At 66.1% G+C, this 17,885-nt stretch carries 18 protein-coding genes; 9 read left to right on the forward strand and 9 right to left on the reverse strand.

The window, feature by feature from the left end; all coding sequences use genetic code 11:
- Window positions 1-19: 19 nt before the first annotated feature.
- The 7 genes from F6X62_RS15535 to F6X62_RS15565 all read left to right on the forward strand — a co-directional run bounded on the left by F6X62_RS15535 (window position 20) and on the right by F6X62_RS15565 (window position 6,790).
- On the forward strand, window positions 20-1,372 hold the full coding sequence (locus F6X62_RS15535) for a 3-oxoacyl-ACP reductase (protein ID WP_153774059.1): 1,353 nt from the start codon (window positions 20-22) through the stop codon (window positions 1,370-1,372).
- Window positions 1,373-1,374: 2 nt separating this feature from the next.
- Window positions 1,375-2,226, forward strand: coding sequence for a MaoC family dehydratase (locus tag F6X62_RS15540; RefSeq protein ID WP_153774060.1), 852 nt, complete (start codon window positions 1,375-1,377; stop codon window positions 2,224-2,226).
- Window positions 2,227-2,335: 109 nt separating this feature from the next.
- Window positions 2,336-2,641, forward strand: a complete 306-nt coding sequence (locus F6X62_RS15545; RefSeq protein WP_153774061.1) for a MazG-like family protein — start codon at window positions 2,336-2,338, stop codon at window positions 2,639-2,641.
- Window positions 2,638-3,387 carry a methyltransferase domain-containing protein gene (locus tag F6X62_RS15550; RefSeq protein ID WP_054895199.1) on the forward strand — a complete coding sequence of 250 codons (750 nt, stop codon included), beginning with the start codon at window positions 2,638-2,640 and terminating at the stop codon, window positions 3,385-3,387. The genes F6X62_RS15545 and F6X62_RS15550 overlap by 4 nt, the downstream gene beginning before the upstream one ends.
- Before the next feature lie 22 nt (window positions 3,388-3,409).
- The gene (locus tag F6X62_RS15555; RefSeq protein ID WP_063546260.1) at window positions 3,410-4,042 is read left to right on the forward strand and encodes a DUF4136 domain-containing protein; all 633 of its coding nucleotides are present in this window, start codon (window positions 3,410-3,412) and stop codon (window positions 4,040-4,042) included.
- 18 nt (window positions 4,043-4,060) lie between these two features.
- A complete protein-coding gene (locus F6X62_RS15560) occupies window positions 4,061-4,621 on the forward strand; it encodes a DUF4136 domain-containing protein (RefSeq protein WP_153774062.1) in 561 nt (186 codons plus the stop codon).
- Window positions 4,622-4,825: 204 nt separating this feature from the next.
- Window positions 4,826-6,790 (forward strand): pilus assembly protein TadG-related protein, encoded by a 1,965-nt coding sequence (locus F6X62_RS15565; protein WP_256674042.1) that lies wholly within the window; start codon window positions 4,826-4,828, stop codon window positions 6,788-6,790.
- On the opposite strand, the gene F6X62_RS15570 is transcribed toward F6X62_RS15565, so the two are convergent.
- Both F6X62_RS15570 and F6X62_RS15575 read right to left on the reverse strand, forming a co-directional pair.
- On the reverse strand, window positions 6,775-9,414 hold the full coding sequence (locus tag F6X62_RS15570) for a PAS domain-containing sensor histidine kinase (protein WP_153774063.1): 2,640 nt from the start codon (window positions 9,412-9,414) through the stop codon (window positions 6,775-6,777). The genes F6X62_RS15565 and F6X62_RS15570 overlap by 16 nt on opposite strands.
- On the reverse strand, window positions 9,411-9,854 hold the full coding sequence (locus F6X62_RS15575; protein WP_153774064.1) for a TadE/TadG family type IV pilus assembly protein: 444 nt from the start codon (window positions 9,852-9,854) through the stop codon (window positions 9,411-9,413). Before F6X62_RS15575 ends, F6X62_RS15570 begins: the two co-directional genes overlap by 4 nt.
- Before the next feature lie 76 nt (window positions 9,855-9,930).
- Between F6X62_RS15575 and F6X62_RS15580 the strand changes: the two genes are divergently transcribed.
- Window positions 9,931-10,401 (forward strand): prepilin peptidase, encoded by a 471-nt coding sequence (locus tag F6X62_RS15580; RefSeq protein WP_054895204.1) that lies wholly within the window; start codon window positions 9,931-9,933, stop codon window positions 10,399-10,401.
- 122 nt (window positions 10,402-10,523) lie between these two features.
- Window positions 10,524-11,300 carry a response regulator transcription factor gene (locus tag F6X62_RS15585; protein ID WP_153774065.1) on the forward strand — a complete coding sequence of 259 codons (777 nt, stop codon included), beginning with the start codon at window positions 10,524-10,526 and terminating at the stop codon, window positions 11,298-11,300.
- A gap of 127 nt (window positions 11,301-11,427) precedes the next feature.
- On the opposite strand, the gene F6X62_RS15590 is transcribed toward F6X62_RS15585, so the two are convergent.
- Genes F6X62_RS15590 through F6X62_RS15620 form a run of 7 tightly spaced genes read right to left on the reverse strand, consistent with a single transcriptional unit; the run spans window position 11,428 to window position 17,882 of the window.
- A complete protein-coding gene (locus tag F6X62_RS15590) occupies window positions 11,428-11,688 on the reverse strand; it encodes a DUF3613 domain-containing protein (protein ID WP_153774066.1) in 261 nt (86 codons plus the stop codon).
- Window positions 11,689-11,705: 17 nt separating this feature from the next.
- Complete coding sequence (locus F6X62_RS15595) at window positions 11,706-12,407, reverse strand: tetratricopeptide repeat protein (protein ID WP_153774067.1); 702 nt, start codon at window positions 12,405-12,407, stop codon at window positions 11,706-11,708.
- A 23-nt stretch (window positions 12,408-12,430) separates the two neighbouring features.
- Complete coding sequence (locus tag F6X62_RS15600) at window positions 12,431-13,318, reverse strand: type II secretion system F family protein (protein WP_153774068.1); 888 nt, start codon at window positions 13,316-13,318, stop codon at window positions 12,431-12,433.
- 1 nt (window position 13,319) lies between these two features.
- Window positions 13,320-14,201: a type II secretion system F family protein gene (locus tag F6X62_RS15605; protein WP_153774069.1), complete on the reverse strand. Its 882-nt coding sequence runs from the start codon at window positions 14,199-14,201 to the stop codon at window positions 13,320-13,322.
- Window positions 14,198-15,454, reverse strand: a complete 1,257-nt coding sequence (locus tag F6X62_RS15610; protein WP_153774070.1) for a CpaF family protein — start codon at window positions 15,452-15,454, stop codon at window positions 14,198-14,200. The genes F6X62_RS15605 and F6X62_RS15610 overlap by 4 nt, the downstream gene beginning before the upstream one ends.
- The gene (locus F6X62_RS15615) at window positions 15,451-16,641 is read right to left on the reverse strand and encodes a pilus assembly protein (RefSeq protein WP_153774071.1); all 1,191 of its coding nucleotides are present in this window, start codon (window positions 16,639-16,641) and stop codon (window positions 15,451-15,453) included. Before F6X62_RS15615 ends, F6X62_RS15610 begins: the two co-directional genes overlap by 4 nt.
- Window positions 16,638-17,882, reverse strand: coding sequence for a type II and III secretion system protein family protein (locus tag F6X62_RS15620; protein ID WP_125931334.1), 1,245 nt, complete (start codon window positions 17,880-17,882; stop codon window positions 16,638-16,640). Before F6X62_RS15620 ends, F6X62_RS15615 begins: the two co-directional genes overlap by 4 nt.
- Between the last annotated feature and the right edge of the window lie 3 nt (window positions 17,883-17,885).

Raw genomic sequence — 17,885 nt, forward strand, 5'->3', positions numbered from 1 at the left:
CTTCAGGGAGACCCGCACCATGAGTGACCGCTATCTCGGCTTTGCCAACTCCAACCTCGGCCGCCGCCTGGTCGACGCCCTCGGCCTGCCGCGCCCGGCGCCGCTGGAGCGCTGGCAGGCCGGACGCCTGCGCCCGATCGAAGGCGCGCTGGTGCTGGGCGGCGGGCCGCTGGTACGCAAAGTCGAAGCCATCGCCCCGGCACTCACCGACGAGCGCTACAGCTTTGCCGGCGAGGACCTCGAGGCTCCCGCCTGGGTCGCCGGGCTCGGCCCGAAACTCAAGGCAGTGGTGTTCGATGCCAGTCATCTGTCCGACAGCGACGAGCTTCGGCAGTTGCGCGAATTCTTCCAGCCGCTGCTGCGCAGCCTGGCACCCTGTGCCCACGTGGTGATCCTCGGGCGCCCCCCTGAACAGGTCGAAGCGCCCCAGGCCAGCGTCGCCCAGCGCGCCCTCGAAGGCTTCAGCCGCTCGCTGGCCAAGGAGCTGCGCAACGGCGCAACGGCGCAACTGCTGTACGTCGCGTCCGGCGCAGAGGATCAGCTCGAAGGCGCGCTGCGGTTCTTCCTTTCACCCAAGAGCGCGTTCATTTCCGGCCAGGTGCTACGTCTTGAAGCCTGTGCAAGCCAGGTGCAGGACTGGACGCGACCGCTGGCAGGCAAACGCGCATTGGTCACCGGGGCTGCCCGCGGCATTGGTGCATCCATCGCCGAAACCCTCGCCCGCGACGGCGCCGAGGTGATCCTGCTGGACGTGCCGCCCGCGCAGAAGGACCTCGACGCCCTCGCCGCACGTATCGGCGGCCACGCCCTGGCCCTGGACATTTGCGCCAGCGATGCCTCGGCCAAATTGCTCGAAGGGTTACCTCAGGGCATCGACATCGTGGTGCACAACGCCGGCATTACCCGTGACAAGACCCTCGCCAACATGACCCCGGAATACTGGGACGCGGTCATGGCAGTGAACCTCAAGGCTCCCCAGGTGCTGACCCAGGCCCTGCTCGACGCCGGCCAGTTGCACGACAACGCGCGCATCGTGTTGCTCGCATCGGTCAGTGGCATCGCCGGTAACCGGGGCCAGGCCAACTACGCCGCGAGCAAGGCCGGCCTGATCGGTTTCGCCCAGGCATGGGCGCCTAAACTCGGCGCGCACGGCATCAGCATCAACGCAGTGGCACCCGGCTTCATCGAAACCCACATGACCGCCGCCATGCCCATGGGACTGCGCGAGGCTGGCCGTCGCCTGAGTTCGCTGGGCCAGGGCGGACGCCCACAAGACGTCGCCGAGGCTGTCGCCTGGCTCGCCCAGCCCGGCACTGGTGCGGTCAGCGGCCAGTACCTGCGCGTCTGTGGGCAAGCACTGATGGGGGCATGAACATGAACCGGACATGGCAGGACCTGCACACCCCCGATACCCGCACCCGGCTTTACCTGCGAGCGCTCGGCAAGCGCAAGATCAGTGGCGACCGCCTGCCCACTGGTGGCCTGCGTTGTTTCCTGCGGGTCGACCCGACAAACCTTGCGGCTTATCGTCGCCTGTGCCACTTCAGCGACGATGGTCGCCTGCCGCCCACCTATCCGCACGTGATCGCGTTCAACCTGCAGTTGCAACTGCTGACCGCCAGCGACTTCCCCTTCCCCCTGCTCGGGCTGGTGCACCTGCACAACGAGATCCAGGTGCTGCGCCCGTTGGGCGCCATCGAAGGCCTGCGTTTTGCCGTGCATGCCGACAACCTGCAGGCACATCCCAAGGGTGGCACCTTCGACCTGGTCACCGAGGCCCAGGACGGGCTGGGTCTGCTCTGGCGCGAAACCAGCCGCATGCTGGTGCGGGGGCTGAAGCTCGAAGGCGAAACGCACGGGGCCAACGACGAGCCAGCCATCGAAACGCCGGAAGTGACGCGCTGGTATGCCGACAGCGATATCGGCCGCCGCTACGCCAAGGTCTGCGGCGACTACAACCCCATCCACCTGAGCGCAGCGAGTGCACGGCTGTTCGGCTTCCCCAAAGCCATCGCCCACGGCATGTGGAACAAGGCCATGGCGCTGGCGGCACTGCGCGGGCACCTGCCGGTGGCGGGCTATGGGTTCGCGGTGGACTTCCACAAGCCGGTGCGCCTGCCCTCGGAGGTGGTGCTCGGCGCGACTGCCGCTGGGCCGCAAGGGCAACTGAATCTGACCGGGCACGGGGGCCTGCTGCACATGACCGGCAAATGGAGCGCCCTGTAACCGATCAAGCGCGCGCCAGGGCCGCTCCCTCGGCTTCAACAATGGCCGCCAATTCACTTGATTTGCTCCCTGGCGCACCCGAAGCTATGCGCCAGAAGGAGAGCCCTCGATGAACCTGCAAGAACTGACCGACCGCCTGCACCGGATCCGCGACAACAACGACTGGCGCGGCTTCCACAGCCCGAAGAACCTGGCCATGGCCGCCAGCGTCGAGATGGCCGAGCTGGTGGAAATCTTCCAGTGGCTGAGTGAAGACCAGTCACGCCAGCTCGCTCCCGAGCAGCTCGCCCACGCCGGCCAGGAAGTCGGCGATGTGGTGCTCTATCTGTTGCTGCTGTGCAGCGAGCTGGGGCTGGACATGGAAAACGTGGTGCGGGCCAAGCTCGCCGACAGCGAGAGGCGCTTCGCCCGATGAACGACCGTCATTTCGATGAGCTGGCCAGCCGCTTCGCCGAGAAGATCTACGGCGGTGCCAAAGGCGCGATCCGCCTGGCGGTGCTGCAGGCGGACCTCGCCGAAAGCCTGCCCGACCGCCCCCTGCGCATCCTCGACATCGGCGCGGGCCTGGGCCACATGGCGCTGTGGCTGGCACAGCGGGGGCACCAGGTGACCCTGGCCGAGCCCGCCGCGCCGATGCTCGACGGCGCCCGCGCGCGCTTCGCCGAGGCCAACCAACCCGCCACCTTCATCCAGGCGCCCTGGCAGGACCTGCTCGGTCAGCTCACCGAGCCCTTCGATGTGGTGCTGTGCCACGCCGTGCTCGAATGGCTGGCCGAACCACACAGCATCCTGCCGGTGCTGCACCAGCTGACCACACCGGGCGGCTGGCTGTCGCTGGCGTTCTACAACCGCGATGCGCTGGTCTACCGCAACTTGCTCAAGGGTCACTTCCGCAAGCTGCGCAGCGACCGCCTGGCCGGCGAAAAACAGAGTCTCACCCCGCAAAAACCTCTTGATCCGCGAGAGCTGCGCGCGCAACTTGAACCCATGTGGCAGGTCGAAAGCGAGAGTGGGGTCAGGGTTTTCCACGACTACATGCCCAAGGAATTCCAGGACAAGGCCGAGCTGCTCGACCTGCTGGAAATGGAATTGGCCCACCGCCGTCATCCGAGCTTCGCCGGGCTCGGCCGATACCTGCACTGGACCTGTCGCCCACGCTGATCTCGCCTGCCGGGAGGAATACATGCCTTACCGTCTGTTGTGCCTGGCCTTGCTTCCCTTCGCCCTGGCGGCGTGCCAGAGCAGCAATCCCTATGTCGCCAGTTCCCGGCCACTGCCACCGGCGCCGCCCCAGGCTGCGACCACCTTCGATGCCAGCGCCTACCCGGCCGCGCCACGCGACTATGGGCGCTATCGCAGCTGGAGCTGGCGCAACGGCCAGTTACCCAGCGGCAGTGCCAATGCCGATCCTGCGCAACTGGCCGATGCCATCAGCGGTGCGCTCGACCAGCATGGCCTGCGCCCGGCACGCGGCGCCAGCGGCGATCTGCTGGTCAGCGCGAACCTGCGTCTGGAACGTCGCCTGCGCCAGGTCCGCGATTACGACTACGATCCCTACTACGGCCCCGCTCCCTACGGCGGCATCGGCTATGGCGGCTACCGCAACGGCTATGGTGCCTACGGCAGTGTACCGATCGTGCGCACCTACGAAGTCGAGGTGATGGTGGTGCGCATCGACCTGTTCGATGCCCGCAACGGCCAGCCGGTGTGGAGTGCCAGCGCCGAAAGCGGCAGCGAAAAAGGTTCGCCGCGCGACCGTGAAAATGCCTTGCGCGAGTCGGTGCGCAAGGCCCTCAGTGGCTACCCTCCCAGTTAACGCGTCAGGAGAATCATCATGTTGCGCCGCCTCGTTCTGCTGTCCTTCGCGCTGCTGGTCGCCGGCTGCACCAGCAACAACGTCACCCAGGATTTCGATGCCAGCCGTGACTTCGCCGCCTACCGCAGCTGGGCCTGGCAGGAACCGGCCCTGCAATACCGCCCGGACGATCCGCGGATCAAGAGCGATCTCACCGAGCAGCGCATCCGCCAGGCCGTGGCCGACCAGCTCGACCAACGCGGCCTGCGTCCGGCACAAGGCAGCGCCCGGCCCGATGTGAAAGTGCGCGCCTACCTGATCGTCGAAGACCGCCAGCAGCAGGTCACCACCAACTATGGCGGGGCTTGGGGTGGCTACTGGGGCGGTTACTGGGGTGGTCCGATGTACAACGAGACCCGTAGCGTCGACTACAAGGTGGCGACCATCCAGGTCGACCTGTTCGATGGCCGTGACGGCAAGTTGGTCTGGCGCGGCAGTGCCGAGCAGATCATGAACAGCTACCCGCCAAGCCCGCAGGAGCGCAATGCCGCGATCCAGAAGACAGTGACCCAGGTGATGAGCAACTACCCACCGCACTGAGACCCAACACCTATCTGTAGGAGCGGGCTTGCCCGCGAACACGGGCGTAGCCCGTGCCAGGCAGCGCGGTGTTTTTTTCGCGGGCAAGCCCGCTCCTACAACCAGGTGGCGTGAAGCCTGAGAAGAGGCAAGATGCCATCATCCTGACTACACTCCTTTGACCGCAGCCGCGATGCCTGGCCTTCGGCCTGCAAAGGAGTGCCCGTGGTTTCCTCTTCCGCTGCGCGCCAACGCGGCGCGATCGGCCTGATGGCCGTGATCACCCTCGGTATGGCCCTGCTGTTCCTGTTGCTGGCAATCGACAGTGGGCGGCTCTACCTCGAACAACGCAAGCTGCAGCGCATCGCCGACATGGCTGCACTGGAAGCCGCCGGGCAGTTCGCCGTGTGCATCGGCACCGGCCCACAGGCCAATGCCATCGCCCGCAATGCCGCCACCCGCAACGGGCACGCCCCCGGCAACCCGCTGCAGGCCAGTTGCGGCTACGTGCAGACCGGCGCCAACAGCCTGCGCAGCTTTACCCGTGACGACAACCGCAACGAAGCGATCCGGGTCGATGTCAGCAACACCGTCACCACCAGCGTCGCGGCGGGGGTGTATGCCCTGGTCCAGGGCAACGGCGTGCCGCTGACCACAACCTTGCAGGCCCACGCTGTCGCCTCCGCGCCACTGCCGCCGCAGGCGATGCTTAGCATCCGCACCACCCTGGCCACGGTCGATTCGCGCCAGTCGGTACTGCTCAACGCCCTGCTCGGCGCCCTCGGTGGTGGTGTGCAGTTGGACCTCGCCGGCTGGAAAGGCATCGCCGCCACCGACATCAAGTTGCTCAGCTATCTCGATCAACTGGCAGTCGATCTCAACCTCACGGTCGGCGACTACAAGCAGTTGCTCAACGCCAACGCCACCGCCACCCAACTGCTGCAGGCGGCGGTCAAGGTGTTGCAACAAAGCGGTGCGGCGCTGGAGGTGGTGACCAACCTGGGCAAGGTCGCCCTGGGGGCCGGCAACGGCACGCTGGTGCGCCTGGGCGATATCCTCGACATCCAGAACGGCACCGCCCAGGCTGGCCTGGATGCCAGCATCCAGTTGCTGCAACTGGTGCAAGGGGTGATCCAGCTGGCCGCCAGCGAAAGCGCCGCCAACGTCGACCTGCCGCTCAACGTGCTCGGCCTGGTCAACGGACGAGTTCGCCTGAAGGTCATCGAGCCGCAGCAGATCTCCTCGGTCGGCGACCCGCGTACCGACGAACTGCGTGTGCACACTGCCCAGGTGCGGGCGATGATCTCCCTCGACCTGCCCTTGCTCGATGGCATCTTCGGCCTGGTCAACGCCGTGCTCGACCTCGCCGCGCCGCTGACCAACGTGATCAACAACCTGCTCAGCCTGAACCTCGCCGCCACCGTGCAATCGGTGCTCTGCCTGCTCGGCGTGCCCTGTACGGTCAGCGATATCGTCCTGGTGCCCGGCAAGCTGCACCTGGACATCGGCCTGGAAGTCGCCGAAGCCAGCACCCGCCTCAATCCTGCAGCCCCCGATACCTTCAGTTGCTCACCCAAGCGCCTGACCACCCGCAACCAGAGCTCGGCGGTCAAGATCGCGGTAGGCCAGTTCGCCTCACCGGATGAGTTCTTCACCAACGGCACCACTGCGGTGAAGGCGCTGCCCCTGATCGACATCGGCACCAAGCGCTGCACCCGGCTGTTGATCCTGCCGCTCGGACAGTGCGAGGAGCGCATCCCCTTCGTCGGCGGCGGCATCGGCCTGCGGGTGGACAGCATGGTGCTGGGCAGCGGTGCCCAGGAGCGCGCGCTGACCTTCCAGGCCCCCGACAGCGTACCGCCGAACATCGGTCTCAAACCTGCCTATCTACCCATGAGAAGCGCCAACGACAACGTGGTCGGCAGCCTCAGCGACACCCTGCTGGGCATTCAGTTGGAGGCCTACCGGCCGACCGCCAACAACAGCGGCCTGGGCCAGGTGCTGGTGCTCGTGGGTGGGGTGCTCGATGGCGTCAAGGCGATACTCGAGCCGCTGATCAAAGGTCTGCTCAGCCCGCTGCTCGACCCCTTGCTGAACGTGCTGCTGAAAGTGCTGGGCATCGACCTGGTCAACGCCGAAGTCGGCGCCAACCTCAGTTGCTCGACAGGCCGTGCTCAACTGGCACTGTAGAGCGGCAGCAGTATGCAGAAGCACGCGCCGTCCGGGCCGTTGAGTACCTCGAGGCTGCCGCCCATGGCCTCGACGATGCCATGGCTCACCGACAGCCCCAGCCCCGTGCCGACACCCGCGGGCTTGGTGGTGAAGAACGGCTCGAAGATGCGCCCGAGCAGGCGCGGATCGATGCCACCCGCGTTGTCCTCGACCTGCAGGCAGACGCGCCCCTCGACCCGCTGCTGGCTGACCCGGATGGCCGGTGCCAGGGGTTGGCGTTCGAGCAACGCGTCGCGGGCATTGATCGTCAGGTTGATCAACACCTGCTCGAGCTGGTCCTGATGCCCCAGTACCGTCAACGCCGACTCGGGCGCCACGATATGCAAGGCCACACCCTTGCCCCGAAGCCCCTCGGCCAGCAACGCGGCCGCACCTTCCACCGCGTCCCAGGCCACGAATGCCTGACGCTCCGGTTCAGAGCGACGGCCATAAACGCGCATGTGCTCCACCAGCCGCGCCGCCCGCTCTACCTGGGCCTCGATGCGGTGCAGCTTGTCGGTCAGGTAATCGGTATCCGCCGCGCCGTTCTCCAGACGCTTCAAGGTATTGGCCACGGCCATGCGCATCACGTTCAGCGGCTGATTGATCTCATGCACCAGCCCGGTCGCCAGCTCACCGAGCGTCGCCATCTTCGCGCCCTGCAACAACTGGCGCTGGCTGCGTCGCACCTCGGTGTTGTCACGCCCCACCGCCTGGATCTCCTGGAGCCGCCCCTGCCCGTCAAACAGGCCGCGGTCAGCCCACACCCACCAGGCGTTTTCCCGCCCCGGCAGTTGCAGGCAGATCTCCGCGCTGCTCAAGGGCTGCTCCGGGGTCAGCGTTGCCAGGCGCTGCTGGAACGCACTGCGTTGCGCGTCGGACATCCACTGGCCAAGGTTCATGCCGGCAAGCTGCTCCGGCGCACACTCCAGGTGGTCAGCCAGCGGACGGTTACCGAACAGGAGTTCGAGATCGGGACGATAGCGGCAGATCATCGCCGGCGAATCCTCCACCAGCACTCGATAACGCTCCTCGCTGTGGCGCACGCGCTCAGCAGCCTCGGTCGCCTCACTGACGTCCAGCCACAGCCCGACCACCTCCACGGGCTGGCCGAGGTCGTCGCGCAGCAGACGGGCTTCATCGAGGACCCAGTGATAGCCACCCGACTGGTCGCGCAGGCGGTAGCGGCAGCGCGCCTGGCCATCGCGCAGCAGTGTGCGCGTGCGCTCCAGCCACAGGCTGCGGTCGTCAGGGTGCACTGCCAGCCCCGGCTGACGAGCCTGTTCGCTGTCGCTGTGCCAGCCCAGCATCGGGGCCAGGCTGGCGCTGAAGAACTCGCTGTGCAGCGCGCCCTCGGCATAGCGCTGGATATAGATCACGGCCGGCGAGCTGGCGATCAGGTTCTCCAGCCGTGCACGGGCGGCGCCAGCCTGCAGTTCCTGAGCCTTGAGCGCACTGATGTCGAGCAGAAAGCCGCGGACCTGGCGCCCCTGCATTTGCCCCACCCAGTGCAGCCAACGCGGACTGATCTGCGGGGCGTGCTCGTGCAGGCGCAGGCTGAGGCTCAGGGCACGGCCTTCACGCAGTTGCTCGAGCGCCAGCTGCGCGGCCTCGCGATCCGCCGGGTGCACTCGCGCCAGCCATTGCTCGACGGTGATTTCACGCGGCAGGTCGAAACTGGCCGCCAACGCTGGGTCCAACTGCAGCGGCCCCTGCAGTGGCCACTCCCACCAACCAGCGCCCAACTGCCGCTGCAGCGCGTCGAGGTGCTGGTCGCTGCGCTGCAACTGGCGCTGTCGAAGACGCGCCAGCAACGGGTCCAGCAACGCCTGCAAGAGCCGCTCTCCCGGCTCGTGCACAGGCGGCGACCCGCTCGCCACGCACAGCAGGCAGGCCTGGATGTCCGGCCCCAGCCGATAGGGCAGCAGCGACACCGGCAAGCCGCCGCACAAGACCTGCAATTCGTAACGCTCGCACGCATCGAGCTCGCCCCGTAGCGCATACTTTTCAAGCCACGGCCGCAGTTGCCCGTCATCGGCCCAGGGCCAGTCGTCGCCACTGTCGGCATGGCTGCGCCAGACGCCGGCCTCCAGCAGCATCAGCCGCACCGAATCGGCCTGCCAGTACTCGACCAGGCGCTGTAACTGCTCGCCGGTCACCTGCGCCAGGCGCTCCTCGCCGCAGTCGCGTACCGCTCGGCCGATGTCGCCAGCCAGGCGCTGCAGGCTCAAGCGCTGCCCCTCGTGGTCGTGCGCGCGCACCAGGTCGCCGATATCGAACAACTGCAGCAGCCAGCCCTCGGCCTGACGTTGCAGCCAGCCACGGGTGTGCAGTGCCTGCCCGTGCACGGTACGAAAATCCAGATCCAGCGGCTGTCCCTGCCAATCGGCGGGATCACCTTCGAGCACCAGCCAGCTATGGTGCTGCAGGTAATCCTGCACCCGTCTGGCATGCTGGGGCGGCATGGCCAACAGGGTACGCAGCGGGCCAGACAAGCGCAGCACCTCACCCTGCTCGTCGAGCCACACCTGAAGACCGACCGCCAACGGCGCCTCGGCCACCGATGTCTGGCCACCCAACCAGCGATCGAAAACGCCGCTCACAGTTGCAGGCTCGCTTGGGCCTGCAAGCGCTGGGGCAGCCGCGGCACTTCGCCGATCAACGGCAGCACCAGTACCGGCATGACATTGGTCAGTTTGTTTTTCGGGTAGTCGATGGTCACCGTCAACAGGTTGCCGGGGGCCAGTACGATCCGTGCATCGGTGGCGGGCTGAAAGTCCAGCGCAGCGGGCATCCAGCTCAGTTGATGGGCGATCACCTGGCGTGCCAGGTTCTGGACATCATTGGCATAGGTGGCGCTGTTCGGGTCCAGCGCCACGCAGCGCCGTACCGCCTCGCTACTGGCCTGATTGAACGACTGCAGCATGAGCATCGGCAGGCTGTAGCTGACCAATCCGTAGAACACCGCGAAAAAGATCATGAAGACTGCGACAAACTCGATGGCTGCCGCGCCTTTTTGCCGTACTGCCAAGCTTGCTCGCATGTTCACGTCTACCCTGACTAGAAGTCCTGAGTGACAGCATAGAACCCGTTCAACGAATAGGGATGGCCAATTGCCAATGCAAAGCATTGTTCTCCTGATGTGGCTTGCCTTGTGCACCGAACAAGATGTCCGTGAACGGCAGATCTCCAACACCCTGACCCTGGGTGTCGCCGCCTGCGCCCTGGCCTGGCTGTTCGCCACCGGGCACAGCTGGATAGGTGCCGATGCCAGCGATGCGGGCTGGGCCTTGGCCATCGTCATGCTGCTGACCCTTCCCGGCTACATGCTCGGCCGCTTCGGCGCCGGCGATGTGAAACTGCTCGGCGCCCTGGCCCTGGCCACCAGCCACCAGTACGTGCTCGGCACCTTCATCGGCGCAGGCGTGACAGTGCTGGTGTGGATGCTTGGCCGACGCCGCCTGTGGACCCTGGCCAACCCCAAGGTTAAGAAGCGCCTGCAGCGCCTGGCCGAGCAGGTGGGCGACAAACAACCGTTCGCACCCTACGTGCTGGCCGGGTTTCTCCTGACCGCCGTCTGGATCCAATGAATGACCAGTGGGTCGAATCCGCGTGTATAGACCTTGTACATAATTTCAAAGTGCGACTACTTTTCTTAAGGGCCAGGCTGTCTGGCCAACGGAGCGGGGCCCGTACCAACAGGGAGTTGAACGTGAACAAGTCTGCTAGTGAGGTGAAAGTACTGGTTGTGGACGATCAGCCGTTGATCGTCGAAGAGCTTTGCGAATATCTCGAAAGCGCGGGCTACCACTGTGTGCCGGCGCACTCCACGGCGCAGGCCATCGAGCGCTACGGCGCGGACGAGTCCATTGGCCTGGTGCTGTGCGACCTGCACATGCCCGAACAGGACGGCATCGCGTTGATGCGCGCGCTGAAGGACATCGCCGGGCAGCAACGGCTGTTCGAGGCGATCATGCTGACCGGCCGCGCTGACAAGCAGGATGTCATTCGCGCGCTGCGCGAAGGGTTTTCCGATTACTACCAGAAGCCCATGGACCTGGCAGAGCTGCTCGAAGGCCTGCGCCGCCAGGAAGCAGCGCTGATGGAGCGGCGCCGCAACTTCCGCGAGCTGGGTAGCCTGAACCAGCGCCTGCAGGAGCTGGCCGAATCCATCGACGACCTCTACCACGACCTGGAAAAGGCCCGTGGCCAGGGTGCCCATCGCCGGGCCGGTGACGGGGAAGAACTCGAGAACGAACTGCCACCGGTGTTCGAAAAGCTCTCGCCGCGCCAACTCGAAGTGGCCAAGCTGGTCAGCAAGGGCAAGACCAACTACCAGATTGCCTGTGAGCTGGGGATCACCGAGAACACGGTAAAACTCTATGTGTCGCAGGTGCTGCGCCTGACACACATGCACAACCGCACCCAGTTGGCCCTGGCTCTGACGCCGCGCGCCTCGCCTGTGCATCAGCGGTTCACTACCCACTAGGTGCAGGAGCGGCGGTTCGGCGCCCCGACTTGCCCGCGAAAAAGACACCGCGCTGCCTGGCACGGGCTGCGCCCGTGCTCGCGGGACAAGTCGGGGCGCCGAATCGCCGCTCCTGCGGCTATCGCACTCAGTTGTTCGAAGACGTCATCTTGGTCCAACGATAGAAATCCGGGATCACATACTTGTAGGTGTCCAGCCAGCGCTGCATCGACTGGTCGCGCTCCTGCGCCGTTTGCACCTGCAACCGGTTCGACGCCTGCTCACCACTGGACTGCACCCGCAGCAACGCCTCGGTGGCCGTCTGCGCCTCTGCCTGGCGAGGTGGCTCCTGGGCCATCGCCATTGACACGCAAGCACACCCGGCAAGCACCATCAGATACCTGAACATGACCACCCTCCTCCTGCTCAATTGACCACCGCCTCGGCACCATTGGCCAACGCAATGGGACCACGCCCGGTGGATTTCACCTGCCTGGCCCGGGCCTGGGCATCGGCGAACTGTTCGGGGCGCAAGTGCAGGCGACCGACCAGATCGGTCGCCTGTTGCCAGTTGTCCTGTACCAGCGACAGGGTCACCAGGTTTACCGCCGCCAAGGCGTTGTCGTCCTTCAGCTCGATGGCCGTGAGGAACTCGAAGCGTGCCTGCTCGTATCGCCCCAGGTTCATCAGCACCACGCCCAGGTCGTTGCGCACGCGCTCGTCAGTGGGCGCCAGGCGCACCGCGCGCTGCAGGTTCTGCAAGGCCTGCGCATCATCGCCACGCGCCGAGGCGAGCTGGCCCAGACCATGCTCGCCCTCGGCCGCCAGGCAGCCCCCCAGCAGGCTGCGGTACAGGGGCTCGGCCTCACTACGCCCCAGCAAGCGCGAAACCCTGGCCTTGCGCAGGCGCACCTGGTCGAGGGTGTTCGGCAACTGCTCGAGGTGCGCCAGGCTGGCATGCGGGCGCCCCTCATTGAGCATCTCGTCCGCCAGGTTCAACGCCAGTTGCTGGTCGGCATCCGGCTTGCCACAGCCTGGGCCGCCGAACAATGCACCCAGCCCCTGCGCCGACTGCCCGGCACAACCGCCTAGCAGCAGCATGCCGGTGAACAACAGGATCGTTTTCATCCCTCTCTCCCTAGACTCAGGCCCTAGACCCCCAAGGCCCGTGCCAACGCAGAAAAACCTGGCCCGGCCAGGACGATGAGCAAGGCCGGGAACAGGAATACCATCATCACCGCCGACATCTTTGCCGACATCTTCGACACTCGCTCCTGCAGGTGCGTGAGGCGTCGATCGTCGAGCAGCGCCTTGAGCGCCAGCAGCGACTTCATCCCGCCACTGCCCTGCACCAGCAGTTGTTGAAGGATCACGCAGGTGTCGACGAGCTCATCCACTGCCAGCACCCGAGCGGTCTTCTCCAGCTCCGGGCCGAGCGACAGCCCCGAATCCACCCGTTGCAACACCTGCCGCAGCTCTTCGCTGATCTCCGGCACCAGTGTCCGTCCCTCCTGGCTGAGCACACGCAACGCCTGCTCCACGGCCAGCCCCGTCTCGAAGAGAATACGCAGCAGCGGAATCATCAGGCTGACCTCCTGGGCGATACGCTGTTGCCGGCGCGTGGCAGCCAGCGCCAACAGGCGCTTGGGCAACAGGTAGCCGATCACCAGCGCGCACGCTGGCAACACCAGCCAATGCAGGGCATCCACGCCAATGAAGGCATGCTGCAGCAGCAACGCCAGCCCCATGGCCAGCAACGGCAATCCCAGTTGCACGGCGGCGAACAGCGCGCGCTGGCGACTGCGACGCCAGCCGATCCGTTCGAGCAGGCCCTGGGTTTCCCCGTCGAGCGTCTGCAAGCGTTGCCCCAGCGGGCTGCTGCCCAGCCAGTGCAGCATGTCGCCCAGGCGTTCCTCGCGGGCCAGGCGCCCTTGCAGGCGCCGTGTAACCAGGTAGCGCGCACGCAACTGGCGCGAGGCCTGCAACCCCAGCAACAGGGCGACGACGAGCAGGCACAGGGCGCAGATCAGCAGGGCCATGTCAAAGACTCCTCATCATGCGCCACAGCACCAGGCAGCCGATCGCCTGCAGGGCAAAGGCCAGGAACAGCAGCCACTGCCCACTGCTGTCGCGCCACAGGCTCATCAGGTAGTTGGGGTTGACCGTCAGGAAGTAGCCGACCATGAACAGCGGCAAGGCCCCCAGCACCCACGCAGTGACACGCGTTTCGCCGGTCATGGCCTTGAGCTGGCGCGCGCCTTGCTCACGTTCGCGGATCAGCTTGATCAGGTTTTCCATCAGTTCGCTGGCATTGCCGCCATAGCGCTGATTGATGCGCAGGCCCAGGGCGAACAGGCGCAATTCGTCCTGGTCGTACAGCTCGGCCAGCTCGCTCAGCGCATCCTCCAATGGCACGCCCATCTGCACATTGCGGCGCACACGGCCCATGGTCGAATGCAACGGTTCGCGCGTGCCGTCGATGCCGCCGAGCACCGCGTCGCTCAGGGTCCGACCGGCCTTGAGGCTGCGCACGCTGTAGTCGAGCAGACCGGGCAGTTGCTCGACGAGCTGACGCATGCGCCGACGGCATCGCCAACTCAAGTACAGATAGCCCGACAGCGGCGCACCGAGCAGCACCATCAGGCCGGCCAGCCAACCGGCCAGCAACACCGCCACCAGCGCCAGCCCGCACCACGCCAGCAGCCAGCGTTGCGGACGCACGTCAGCGCTGATCAGGCCAGCCCGTTGCAGCAGTGGGTCGAGCCAGTCGCGCCGGGCGCTGCCCGTTCGAATCGTCTGGTAGGCGCGCCCCAGACGCTGCAGGACGCGCTCCTCGCCGCGCTTGTACAAGCCCAGGCGAAACAGCAGCATGGCGGCCCCCAGCAGCAGCGGCGCCAGCGCCAGCAACAACGGCCCGATCACGACACACCGTCCTGACGCAGTTTGCTGCCTGCCGGGTTCGGCGCCTCGCGCTGAAAAGTCTCACCGCCGCGCCGGTCGAGGCGGAACAGGGTATTGGTCACATATACATCCTCACGTACGCCGACCACCTCCAACACTTCGCTGACGCAACGCCTGCCATCAGGCAAACGCGTCAACTGGATCACCACATCCAGCGCCGCGCAGATCATCTGGCGCAAGGTCTTCTCGGCGATCTGTCGGCCGCTGAGGCCGACCAGGGTCTCCAGGCGCAGCAGGGCGTCCTGTGCAGTGTTGGCGTGTACGGTGCTCATCGAGCCGTCGTGGCCGGTGTTCATCGCGGTGAGCACATCGAGCACCTCGGCGCCGCGAATTTCGCCAAGGATGATGCGGTCAGGACGCATGCGCAGGGCGTTGCGGATCAGCTCGCTGGGCTTGATCTCGCCATGGCCCTCGGCGTTCGGTGGCCGGGTTTCCAGACGCACCACGTGGGGGTGGTGAAGCTGCAGCTCGGCAACATCCTCGATGGTCACCAGGCGCTCGCGCGGCGCGATCATCTGACTGAGGATATTGAGCAGCGTGGTCTTGCCGGTGCCGGTGCCGCCGCTCACCAGGATGTTGCAACGACGGCCCACGGCGCGTTCGAAGAAATCGAAGATGGGTTGATCGATGGCGCGGGTGGCCAGCAAGTCGGCACTCTTGAGCATGTCCTGGCGGAATTTGCGGATCGACAGGCACGGCCCGTCCAGCGCCACTGGCGGGATGATCGCGTTGACCCGGCTGCCATCGGGCATACGCGCATCGACCATCGGCGAAGACTCGTCCAGGCGTCGCCCCAGGGGCGCAAGGATGCGCTGCATGACCCGTTCGACATGGTGCGCATCGATGAAGCGCAGGTCGGTCTGCTGCAACAACCCGGCCCGCTCGACGAACACCCGGTGCGGGCCGTTGACCAGGATCTCGGTGACGCTGGCATCGCGCAGCAGCACTTCCAGCGGGCCGAAGCCGGTGAGTTCATCGACCAGTTCCTCGGCCAGGCGCTCCATCTCGTAGCGCGACAGCGCCAGACGCAAGCGCCCGACATAGTCACCCACCTGTTCGAGGACGAACTGAGTCAACGCCGGGCGTGCGCCTTCGAGCAGGTTGCGCCCGCTGTCTTCGATGGCGTCGATAGCGAAGCGATGCAGCGCACGCTTGAGCGCGTGCGGGTCGCCCGAGGCGTGGCGCTGACCGCCGAAGGGTTCGTCGCCGCTCATTTGCTACCCCACAGCCGACGCAGCCAGGGGAAGCTCGGTGGGGCGAGGTTTTCCGAGCGCCGGGCCAGGCGCTCGCCGAGGGCACGCAGGGCCTGGGTCAGGCCTTCGCGCGGGGCCAGTTCGAACAGGCTCAGGCCCTGGTTCTTCACGTTCATGCGCACCTCTGGGCAGTCGGGCATCACCTTGAGCAGCGGCAGGCCATAGCGCTTGGCGAGCGCCTCGGCATCCGGGGCGACATTGCGCAGGTAGCGGTCCACCAGCAAGCTGGCATGCTCGAGCTTCATGCCGCGGTCGCGCCACTGTTCGAGCACTTCCAGGTTGCGCCGGCAGTCCAGGATGTTCTGGTCGGTGTAGACGATCAGCTTGTCGCAATGGCTGACGATGGTACGCAGCGCTTCGCTGTCGGCATGCCCGGTCAGGTTCACGACGATGTGCTGGAAGTGTTGGCGCAAGGCACTGAGCAGCATGTACAGCTCGGCGGCGCTGGTCTGGCGCAGCGGATCGTCGTTCTCGGCATAGCTCAGCAAGCGCAGGCCGCCCTTGTCGCGGGTGAAGGCACTGTCGATCAGCGTGGTGTCGAGCCGACGCAGGTGGCGCAAGGCATCGCCGAAATAGAATGACGCCTCCAGCCCGAGCAGGGCCAGGCTGTCGCCGCGCGGCAGGCCCAGGTCGAGCAGCAGGGTCTGCTGGCCGCTCTCCTGCACCACCCGCGCGAGGTGGGTGGTCAGCAGCGCGCCATCGGCGCCGCGCTGGGCACCATAGAGCACGGTCAGGCCACCCAGTTTGGGGTTGTTGGTCACCGTCGGCAGGCGCTTGCCGAGCCTGCGCACCAGCCCGGCCACCTCGCTGGCACGCGAGCCGTAGGCGACGAAATCGCGCGCACCGGCACGCATGGCATGCAGCACCAATTGATTGTCCATGCCATCGCCCAGCGCGACGATGGCCAGCATCGGCTTTGCTTCCAGCACGCCTTCGATCAGCGCGCACTGGCTGACCAACTGCTCGCGGTCAAGGCCGATGAACACCAGGTTGCTGAACGTCACATCCAACAGCGCCAGCAATTCGTCGAGGGTGCCTGCGCTGGCGCCGATCACCTGCCCCTGCGGCGCCAGGGCGTCCTGCAGCCACTGCAGGTCGTCTTCGTTGCGGGTGATGGCCAGGTAAGTCTGGTTGAGGCTGTCGTTCATCGTGATAACCCCCCCTGACCTTCGAAGTTGCCGTTTTCCATGAAGAACAGCTGGCCCCAGCTCGGGTCGTAGGTGCGCAGTGCTTCGCCCGGCAACTGCGGCAGGCGCGCATTGGCCGCCAGCGGCTGGACCAGGTGCGGGGTGACGATCATCAGCAGTTCGGTCTCTTCGCGCACCAGCGCCGACTGGCGGAAGAACGCGCCGAGGATCGGCAGGTTGCCCAGGCCGGGAAGTTTGTCCACCGAGGAGCGGGTGTTGTTGCTGACCAGACCGCTGATGATGAAGCTCTCGCCATCGGCCAGGGAAATGCTGGTGTCGGTGCGCCGCACGCTCAGTCCCGGCACCAGGGTGCCGGCGATGTTCACCGCGTTGTTGTAGTCCAGCTCGCTGACCTCGGGGGCGACCTTGAGCGTGATACGGTCGCGGCTGACCACGGTCGGGGTCAGCGCCAGGCGTACGCCGAACTCCTTGTATTCGATCGACACGTTGTCGCTGCCGGAGCTGGGCACCGGAACCGGGATCTCGCCACCGGCCAGGAAACTGGCCGTCAGGCCGCTGAGCACGGTGAGGCTGGGGCGCGCCAGGGTGTAGGCGAAGCCGCTGTTTTCCAGGGCGTTGATCGCCGCCAGGAACTTGCTGCTGCCACCGCCCCAGACGATGTTGAAGACGTTGTCGTCGAGCGGGATCGCGGGGCGGGTGATCGGCACCGAGCCTGGGGTCACAGCAGTATTCGGCACCGTTCCCGGCGAGCCGATCAGGCTGTTGTTCGAGCCTTTGAAGAACAGCCGCGCACCTGCCTCCTTGTACTTGCTGCGGCGCACTTCGACGAAGCGGATATCGGCCTGCACCTGGCTTGGCAACTGCGCGTCCTGAGACGGTAGCAGGCTGCCTTCTGCCATGTCGGCACTGGCCCGACCCTTGACGAACAGCATGGTCCGGTGCGGCGCTGGCGCGCAGGCGGTCCACAACATCAACGTGGTATTGCCCGGCCCCACGGCGGTCAGCAGCACCGCGCGATCGCCGCTGGCCTGCACGTCGGCGACCTTGGGCTCGCCCACCGCCGCCCGGCTGATCGCCAGCGGCAGGCGCAGTTCCTGCTGCAGGCCCTGGTCCATCTCGATCACCGAGGGCAACTGGCCGAAAGCCTCGCACCCCTTCACCGCCGCCTGGGCGTGGGGCACCAGTGCCGTCAGGAGCAGTGCACGGCACGCATGTCGGAAACTACGCTCGGAACGTCGCATCGC

This window comes from Pseudomonas sp. MNR3A (assembly GCF_009650575.1).
In the GTDB taxonomy this organism is placed as follows: Bacteria; Pseudomonadota; Gammaproteobacteria; order Pseudomonadales; family Pseudomonadaceae; genus Aquipseudomonas; species Aquipseudomonas machongensis.

Coding starts and splice junctions, on each gene's coding strand:
- F6X62_RS15535 (WP_153774059.1), top strand. CDS start 20: ATGAGTGACCGCTATCTCGGCTTTGCCAACTCCAACCTCGGCCGCCGC.
- F6X62_RS15540 (WP_153774060.1), top strand. CDS start 1,375: ATGAACCGGACATGGCAGGACCTGCACACCCCCGATACCCGCACCCGG.
- F6X62_RS15545 (WP_153774061.1), top strand. CDS start 2,336: ATGAACCTGCAAGAACTGACCGACCGCCTGCACCGGATCCGCGACAAC.
- F6X62_RS15550 (WP_054895199.1), top strand. CDS start 2,638: ATGAACGACCGTCATTTCGATGAGCTGGCCAGCCGCTTCGCCGAGAAG.
- F6X62_RS15555 (WP_063546260.1), top strand. CDS start 3,410: ATGCCTTACCGTCTGTTGTGCCTGGCCTTGCTTCCCTTCGCCCTGGCG.
- F6X62_RS15560 (WP_153774062.1), top strand. CDS start 4,061: ATGTTGCGCCGCCTCGTTCTGCTGTCCTTCGCGCTGCTGGTCGCCGGC.
- F6X62_RS15575 (WP_153774064.1), bottom strand. CDS start 9,854: ATGCGAGCAAGCTTGGCAGTACGGCAAAAAGGCGCGGCAGCCATCGAG.
- F6X62_RS15580 (WP_054895204.1), top strand. CDS start 9,931: ATGCAAAGCATTGTTCTCCTGATGTGGCTTGCCTTGTGCACCGAACAA.
- F6X62_RS15590 (WP_153774066.1), bottom strand. CDS start 11,688: ATGTTCAGGTATCTGATGGTGCTTGCCGGGTGTGCTTGCGTGTCAATG.
- F6X62_RS15595 (WP_153774067.1), bottom strand. CDS start 12,407: ATGAAAACGATCCTGTTGTTCACCGGCATGCTGCTGCTAGGCGGTTGT.
- F6X62_RS15600 (WP_153774068.1), bottom strand. CDS start 13,318: ATGGCCCTGCTGATCTGCGCCCTGTGCCTGCTCGTCGTCGCCCTGTTG.
- F6X62_RS15610 (WP_153774070.1), bottom strand. CDS start 15,454: ATGAGCGGCGACGAACCCTTCGGCGGTCAGCGCCACGCCTCGGGCGAC.
- F6X62_RS15615 (WP_153774071.1), bottom strand. CDS start 16,641: ATGAACGACAGCCTCAACCAGACTTACCTGGCCATCACCCGCAACGAA.
- F6X62_RS15620 (WP_125931334.1), bottom strand. CDS start 17,882: ATGCGACGTTCCGAGCGTAGTTTCCGACATGCGTGCCGTGCACTGCTC.